Annotated in this window: 5 protein-coding genes and 2 pseudogenes; 1 reads left to right on the top strand and 6 read right to left on the bottom strand. The window is 56.6% G+C overall.

The window, feature by feature from the left end; translation table 11 throughout:
• Positions 1-117: 117 nt before the first annotated feature.
• From CPT76_RS21890 to spoVAC, 6 genes and pseudogenes are all read right to left on the bottom strand, one after another.
• The gene (locus CPT76_RS21890) at positions 118-2349 is read right to left on the bottom strand and encodes a transglutaminase TgpA family protein (protein ID WP_105444466.1); all 2232 of its coding nucleotides are present in this window, start codon (positions 2347-2349) and stop codon (positions 118-120) included.
• A complete protein-coding gene (locus CPT76_RS21885; protein ID WP_105444710.1) occupies positions 2346-3590 on the bottom strand; it encodes a DUF58 domain-containing protein in 1245 nt (414 codons plus the stop codon). The genes CPT76_RS21890 and CPT76_RS21885 overlap by 4 nt, the downstream gene beginning before the upstream one ends.
• 3 nt (positions 3591-3593) lie before the next feature.
• Positions 3594-4549, bottom strand: a pseudogene (locus CPT76_RS21880) (AAA family ATPase).
• A gap of 285 nt (positions 4550-4834) precedes the next feature.
• A complete protein-coding gene (gene spoVAE / locus CPT76_RS21875; protein ID WP_076169729.1) occupies positions 4835-5185 on the bottom strand; it encodes a stage V sporulation protein AE in 351 nt (116 codons plus the stop codon).
• Positions 5186-5188: 3 nt separating this feature from the next.
• Entirely contained in the window at positions 5189-6211 is a 1023-nt protein-coding gene (gene spoVAD / locus CPT76_RS21870) for a stage V sporulation protein AD (RefSeq protein WP_105444465.1), read from the bottom strand.
• Positions 6208-6711, bottom strand: a complete 504-nt coding sequence (spoVAC, locus tag CPT76_RS21865) for a stage V sporulation protein AC (RefSeq protein WP_076169727.1) — start codon at positions 6709-6711, stop codon at positions 6208-6210. Before spoVAC ends, spoVAD begins: the two co-directional genes overlap by 4 nt.
• Before the next feature lie 711 nt (positions 6712-7422).
• Here spoVAC and CPT76_RS21855 point away from each other — a divergent pair.
• Positions 7423-7909, top strand: a pseudogene (locus CPT76_RS21855) (peptidase M28); the annotation flags it as partial.

The raw sequence follows: 7909 nt of genomic DNA, 5'->3' as shown, positions 1-7909 counted from the left end.
GATGTCACCTCAGTTTCATAGGACAAACTATACCATAATCTGCGTAGTTAGTAAAAAACTTAATGTTCGGGCGAAACAAAAAAGAAAACGCCCGGAGGGCGCCTTCTATAAAGTCCATCACGCTGCATTCTTCGGTATCTTTTTCATTGCAGCTTTCAATTCCTTCGCATGGGCATGGACGCTTCTCCATTCCGATTCCGACACCGATGAAGGGCTGTAGCGCGCCTTCTCGAACAGCTGCAGCAGCGGCTCCAGGAAGGATCCGAGCGCCGGGGACCGTCCTTCCCAGCGGCTGACCGACTCCCGGAGCGTTTCGTCCGCGCCGCGTTTGAGTCCTCTTCGGCGCAGCTGCTTGATCCACCGTTCGGTCATGACGATGACCTTCTGGTCGGGAGACAGCTTTTGTCCCGTACGAAGCCGGAGCCATCCGAACCGGAGCTGGAGCCGATTCCGCCACAGCACATACACTGCAAACGCTGCGAGGATGAGGATGGAAGCGCCGTATACGATTTGCACCACTGGTCCGCGATCCTGGCTTTGCGCTGCCTGTTGCGGCGCCTGCTCAGGCTGGTCTTCCTCCACTTCCGGCTGTTTCTCCGGCTCGGCCGGATCTTGCGCCTGGGCGTCATGCGTGAGCAGCGGCATGCTGAAGCCGGGGGTTGCTTCCACCGGAATCCAGCCGTACGGCCCGAAATAGACCTCGGCCCACGAATGCGCATCGGCATTGGTCACCGTATACACGCCGGAGTCCGAGGTGCCCTGCACGCCTTGGACCTGCACGTCGGCGCTGCTTCCCTGCACCTGGCCGGGAGCGTACCCTTTGACCCACCGCGCCGGGATGCCGAGGGAACGGGCCATCATCACCATCGAAGTCGAGAAATAATCGCAGTATCCTTCCTTGATCTCAAACAGGAAGCTGTCCACGAAATCGTTGCTGACCTTTTTGGACAAGTCGGGCTCGTTTGTATATATGTAATTCGTTGTTAAATAGTTTTGAAGGAGACCGATTTTTTCATAAGGCGTTGCTCCGGAAGCCGTCACTTCTTCCGCAAGGTCGCGGGCCCGCTTCGGAAAGTCGTTCGGCACCTGCAGATAGGCATCCTCGGTCCCTTGAGAGCCGTACAGGTCGGCGAACGACTTCTGGCGGATTTCATCCTCCGAAACGACCGGAACCTCGGACACCACCGTGTAGGTTTTCGGATAACGGTCCCGCTTTGACTCGGCGGTCCAGCGAAGCTCTGACTGGGAACTGTTCCAGCGGAGGCTGCCTGTATTTTTCCCGTCATCGATAAGCTCTACTTTGGACAGGTTATACGCACCAAACAAAACGGGGTACTGATTGTCGCTCAGCATCGTAACCGTCTGTCTTACCGTCATCGAATCGCCGGCGGTTGGTCCATCACCGGAAAGCTTCGTATCCGCCGTCACCTCATCGGTCTCCCTGCCGGAATTGCGCTCGTCCCCCCAGCCGCTGCCGGTATACAGCCTGCGGGTCTCCCCGCGCCAATAGCTTCGCTGGTCCGAGCTGATTTCCATCACCGGCGTGTAGTCAAAGTTGAACCCGCCGCCAAGTTTGGTGTCGTTGCGGCTGTATCCCGAGGAAGTCCGCAGCACCGAGTCAGCCGGATCCCCGTCAACGCCAGCCGTGGCAGCCGTCTCACCTTGGACGACCCAAGCCGTGTAGGGATCGGTCAGGGACGGCGGCACTTCCGGCATGTTGACGCCGACCGAAAACACGAGCGAAAAAATGACTGCCACGTTCAGCAGCATTTTTAGCGGGTACTGGCGAAGATAGCGCCAGCCATGCGGGTATTTCTGCTGGAAGCGGCGGAAGTGCTCGCTGACCAGCCAGCCGAGCGCCGCAAACACCGTCCAGGCGACTTCCTTCCATAAATCGTACACGGTGAAAGAGTCCAGTATGGAGAACGCCACGATCAGCATGCCTGTGAACACGAGGATTCTGCGCTGATTGTTGACCAGCTTGGCGCTGAGCAGCAGCAGAATCCAAGCGCCTACGGCAAAACCGAGGTACGGCAGCGCGTTGCCCGTAAACTGCTGAATCCGGTTCGGCAGGCTTCCTGCCGGAAAGTAAATCCAGTACGCGATCATCTCCCGGTGAATGATGTACAGCACGGCGATGCCTTCCAGCACGTACCGGTAAATGCTTTTGATTGGCAGCAAGATTTCGATCGCCGTGATGACCGTCACGCTGATGATGACGATGGCTGTCGTCTCGCTGTACCAAATGTTGTTCATAAAGTAAATCCACTGCAGCGCCATAATCCACAACCACACCAAGGATAAGGTGCGGAAAAACGAAGTGCGCAGCGAATACAGCCAGTTGATCAAACCCTTCCACCCCCTAATACGGCCGGCAGCTCACTCAGCGATTGAATGCTGCACGCAAAGGTTCCGCGGGAAGCGAGCATCGCTCCCCAGCCTTCTACGCCCTTTTCTCGCCCGGAGCTGATCCGGATGTGCGAAGAGCTCATGCCCCGGGTCTCAACCCAGCGCAGAATGTCGAGCACCTGCTGGCCGCTGGCCGGTGAAATGAAAACGAGGAAGGCCCCTGCCGGGAGAAACCGTGCGTTCTGCTCCAGCTTCGGGAGCAGCTTACCGTAGCCGTCGGCGGACAGGTCCACCAGGTGATGCATCATCCGCTGGCGGTCCCCCTGCACGCTGCTTGGCGGAAACAATTTGAATGCGTTGCCGAGGGTAGCGAGGCCCATATTCATTCTGCCGCGCCCGCCATACTCGAGCAGGGAAGCCGCTGTGGAAACAGCCAGCTCAAACTGCGCGTCGGAGCCGTAGTGAGCCTTCGTGGCGTCCAGCAGAAGCATCGTTTTCGGAACGGAATCGTACTCGAATTCCTTGGATTTCCACTGTCCGGTCTTCGCGGTAGCGTTCCAGTGAATCCGGGAAATCCGGTCCCCGTACACATAATCGCGAACGCCGTTAATCTGGGTCGTCTCTTTGCGTGAAGCTGCCGAGGCGGTTTGCGGCCCTGCAAGCGGGGAATTCCGGTCGAACAGCTTCCATGTGGGGATAAACACGGTTCGGGGCATCACGCGAAACTGGCCGGGCACATGAAAACGGCCTTTATGCTCGATAAAGCCGAAAATATCCTCACTGACACATTCCGTCTCCGTAAAATAATATCTTCCCCGCTCCAGCGGCGGCGTCTGGAACATCAGCGTACCGCCGCCTCTGTAATTGGGAATGACGCTTTCCTCAAACGACCAGGAATCTCCGTTATGCCGCTTCATGACTTCACGGATAATGATATAGGGCATCGGCAGAAATCCCGGAATCGAAAAATGGAGCCTGACCTTGATCTGCTCGCCGGCGTGAAGCACGGTGCCTTGTCCCCTTTCGGTGGACAGCTGGCGCGTTCCCCGCGTCAGCCGGACGCCGCTGATGCCAAGCACGATCAAATACAGCACGATGACGCTGATCATGACAAACAGCATCAGGGACGTCTTGCCCCCCTGAAACAGAACATAGAACAGGCTGGCGACCCATACGAGCAGTACGGCCCAATACCTCGGGGTTTTGAGTCCGGATCGGATACCGGTTAACAGCCTTGTCATCATTTATCGCTCCATCGCTACAGGCACATGCACCTGCTGAAGGATGTTTTTCAGCACGGATTCCGGACTGACGTTGTCCAGCCGGGACTCCGGACGAAGGATGATGCGGTGGGCGAGAACATAAGGAGCGAGCGTCTTAATATCGTCCGGAAGGACGTACTCCCGCTGCTGCAGGAAAGCAAACGCCTTAACCGCGTTCAGGAACGACAGGGAAGCGCGCGGGCTGGCTCCGAGCAGGACGGAGGCATGCTCCCGGGTACGGCGTACGATGCTCAGCAGATAGTCCGTCACCGCCTCGTCGATATAAATGCTGCGGATTTCATGCTGCATCTCCGCGATCTGTTCCATGTTGGTCACCGGAGTCAGCCGGTCGACCGGCTGGCCCTGCTTGTGCTGGTACAGCAGGCTTTTTTCCGTGGCCGCGTCGGGGTAGCCGAGGCTGATCTTCATCATAAAACGGTCAAGCTGCGCTTCGGGCAGCATGTAAGTGCCTTCAAAGTCGATCGGATTCTGGGTGGCGCACAGCATAAACGGCGGGGAAGCTCATACGTTTCGCCGTCCACCGTCACGTTGCGCTCTTCCATGACCTCAAGCAGGGCCGACTGGGTCTTCGTCGTGGCCCGGTTAATTTCGTCAGCCAGAAGAATGTTGGTCATCACCGGACCCGGACGGAAGTAGAACCGCTCCTCGCGCGGATGAAATACGGAAACACCGGTAATATCGCTCGGCAGAATGTCCGGGTTGCACTGGACACGCCGGTAATCGCCGCTCATGGACCGGGCGAGCGCCTTGATGAGCTGCGTCTTCCCCGTTCCGGGTACATCTTCGATCAAAACATGCCCTTCGGCCAGCAGAGCAGTTAGAAGGAGCTGTATTTCAAATGATTTTCCCAATATGCAAGATTCGAGATTAGATCTTACTGCTGCAATAATGTGAAGAAATTCGCTGCGTACGGGCATATCAGTTCCTCCTAGAATTCGTAATCAATGAACATGCTCGCAGATGCGTTCACTGGTAAATCGATAACATCGTAAAATAGCTGGATACATATAAGTATATATTTTACATTGTACATGAAGGAAGAACAGAAAGTATATTGGGCACATTTCCTAAAATCGTCGTATACCCCCACATACCCGCCGAAATGAACGGCAAAACACCCCGGAATACACAATTCCGGGGTGTTTATTCGGGCAAACCATTTTCAGTTCAAGCAAGGAAATGCAAACGGCGGATTGGTGGAATTACCCGCGGGGACGGACGAACAGCGCGGCGATAAACGAAAAGATAATCGCCGCCGATATCCCCGCGCTGGTGACCTCGAAGATGCCTGTCACAACCCCGATCCAGCCGTCCCTCTGAAGCTCCGACAGCGCTCCGTGAACAAGCGAGCTGCCGAAGCTGGTGATGGGAACGGAAGCGCCGGCACCGGCAAATTTGACGAGGGGATCGTACCAGCCGAGACCGTCAGCCACCGCTCCCGCCACCACCAGCGTGCTCATCGTATGCGCCGGCGTCATCTTGAACAAGTCCATCATGAGCTGGCCGATGACACAAATCAGACCGCCGATAATAAACGCCCATAAAAACTGCATTGGTTAATCCTCCATTTCCAGCGCTACGGCGTGGGCGATGCACGGAATGCTCTCTCCCTGCTGAACCGACAAGGGGGAGTGCAGCGAGCCGGTCGCCACGACCAGCACTTTATGTAATTCGCGTTGCAACATCCGTTTGACCAAATGGCCGTAGGTCACCGCCGCCGAGCAGCCGCAGCCGCTTCCTCCGGCCAGGACGGCCTTCTGCTTCTCACGGTTATAAATCATGAGCCCGCAATCGCCGAATTTCGTCTCGTCCATCTGGTAGCCTTCCTTCTCCAGCAGCTCCTTCGCAATCGGCAGACCGACCGAAGCGAGATCGCCGGTCACAATCAAGTCATAATAATCGGGAGACAGCCCCGTATCCCGGAAATGCGCGGCGATCGTATCGGCAGCGGCCGGCGCCATCGCGGCGCCCATATTGAACGGATCTTTGACCCCAAGGTCCATGATCCTGCCGATGGTCGCCCGGGCGATCCTCGGGCCGGCTTGGCCCTGTCCGCCTTTGGCGATGACGCCGCAGCCCGCCCCGGTGACCGTGTATTGGGCGGTCGGCGGCTTCTGCGAGCCGTATTCGGTCGGATACCGGAACTGCTTTTCGGCCGTGCAGTTATGGCTGCCCGTTCCGGCCATCACCCGTTCCGCGGCCCCCGTGTCGACCATCAGGGCGGAAATCGCTAGGCTTTCCATGGACGTCGAGCAGGCCCCGAATACGCCCAGGTATGGCACGCCAAGCTTGCGGGCGGAGAACGTGCTGCTGATGATCTGGTTCATCAGATCCCCGCCAACATAGAACTGGATCTGTTCCTTGTCCAGGCCCGACTTGATGACGGCAAGCTGGGCGGCCTGCTCCAGCAGCCTCCGCTCCGCTTTCTCCCATGTTTTCTCATTGATTTCGAGATTGTCGTACACATAATCGAAATCAGGAGACAGCGGGCCTTGTCCCTCATCAGGACCGACGACGGCGGCGCTTCCGATCAGAACGGGCCGGGTGTCAAACTCCCAGGTCTGGCCGGTCAGCTTCATGGCTGATGCACTCCCTGGATGCCGAAGATGGCGTAGACGAGTCCCACGACGAAGGCGGCGACGGTTCCAAACACGATCACAGAGCCGGCGAGCTTGAACATGTTGGCCCCGACGCCAAGGACGTAGCCTTCCGCTTTATGCTCAAGTGCCGCCGAGCACATGGAGTTGGCGAAGCCCGTAACCGGTACCGCCGTGCCCGCTCCGGCCCATTGTGCGATTTTGTCGTACACGCCAAAGCTGGTCAGGATGACCGATATAATAATGAGCACCGCAACGGTCGGATTGCCCGCTTCTTTGACCGTCATGTCAAACCAGCTCATGAACGCCCGCTGAATCGCTTGTCCGATCAAACAAATCAAGCCGCCGACCACAAAAGCACTTACGCAGTTTTTGAATGTGCTGCGCGAAGGAGAATGCTTTTTGCTAATGGATTTATATTCCTCGGGCGTCAAGGAATCGATCTTGAATCCGGTTCCCCTGTTCTTCGTATTGGCAGGCATTACAGGCACCTCCTATTCATCATTCCTTTTCATTATTTGTCATTTGCAGGAGAGTTATGTATGTCAAGCAGAGGTGGGCAGCAAGCGGAGGTGGGCAGCAAACAGCGCCAGGCAGCCGGGCGCTAATATTTGAAACCTGGCGGCTGTTTAATGAGGGCTATCCATGGCAGGCGGATTATAATAAGAAGAGAAGCACGATGACCAGCAAAATCAACAATACGAGGATCAGGATGTTTTCTTGGCGGCGATCCATGTGTATCGGTTCCATAACCAGGCTCCTTCCGGCTGACTTCAGGGCATCCGTCCAGGATATCCTATTCATCAGGTTCGCCATTTGTGCTTCTGCCCGCCGGACGTGGACATTCGGATCAAGTGGGTTCATACTAAGGATTGAAGTCAACTGCATAGAATGAACTAAAGAAATGAATATTATTGGCCTCTATAGGCCGTAATAACAGGAAGTTCAATGCAAAACTTTGGTTCAATCTAAATACATAACCACATTCATAATAAAGGAGATAAGGTACGATGGATCAAAAAACAAAAGATATGTTCCGCAAGCTGACGGAATTCCCCGCGGCTTCCGGATTTGAAAAAGACCTGCGCGCATATTTCAAGGAGGCGGTGACCCCGTTCACGAACGAGTTCGTTCAGGATCGCCTCGGCAGTCTGTTCGGCGTCCTCCGCGGGGATGAGAACGGCCCGAAAGTCATGGTGGCCGGCCATTTTGACGAGGTCGGTTTCCTGGTCACCGGCATTACCGAAGCCGGAATGGTGCGCTTTCAGCCGCTCGGCGGCTGGTGGAGCCAAGCCGTGCTCTCCCAGCGGCTGCAAATCATCACGCCTAACGGTCCGGTATTCGGGGTCGTCGGATCGACGCCGACCCACCTGCTGGACGAATCGCAGCGCAGCAAACCGGTGGACATCAAAGCCATGTACATCGACATCGGTGCGGATAACCGCGAGGAAGCCGAATCCTTCGGCATCCGCCCGGGGCTTCAGGTGCTGCCGGTCTGCGAATTCACGCCGCTGGCCAATCCGAAGAAAATCATGGCCAAAGCCTGGGACAACCGCTACGGGGTCGCCTTGCGATCGAACTGCTGGAGGCGCTCCACCAGGAGAAGCTGCCGAATACGCTGTACTGCGGCGCAACGGTTCAGGAAGAGCTGGGACTGCGCGGCGCGCGCACGTCGGCCAA

The organism is Paenibacillus sp. AR247 (assembly GCF_002968895.1).
Classification (GTDB): Bacteria; Bacillota; Bacilli; order Paenibacillales; family Paenibacillaceae; genus Paenibacillus_AQ; species Paenibacillus_AQ favisporus.
The sequence above is the reverse complement of the archived record's forward strand: the minus strand, read 5'-3'. Positions and strand labels throughout refer to the sequence as shown.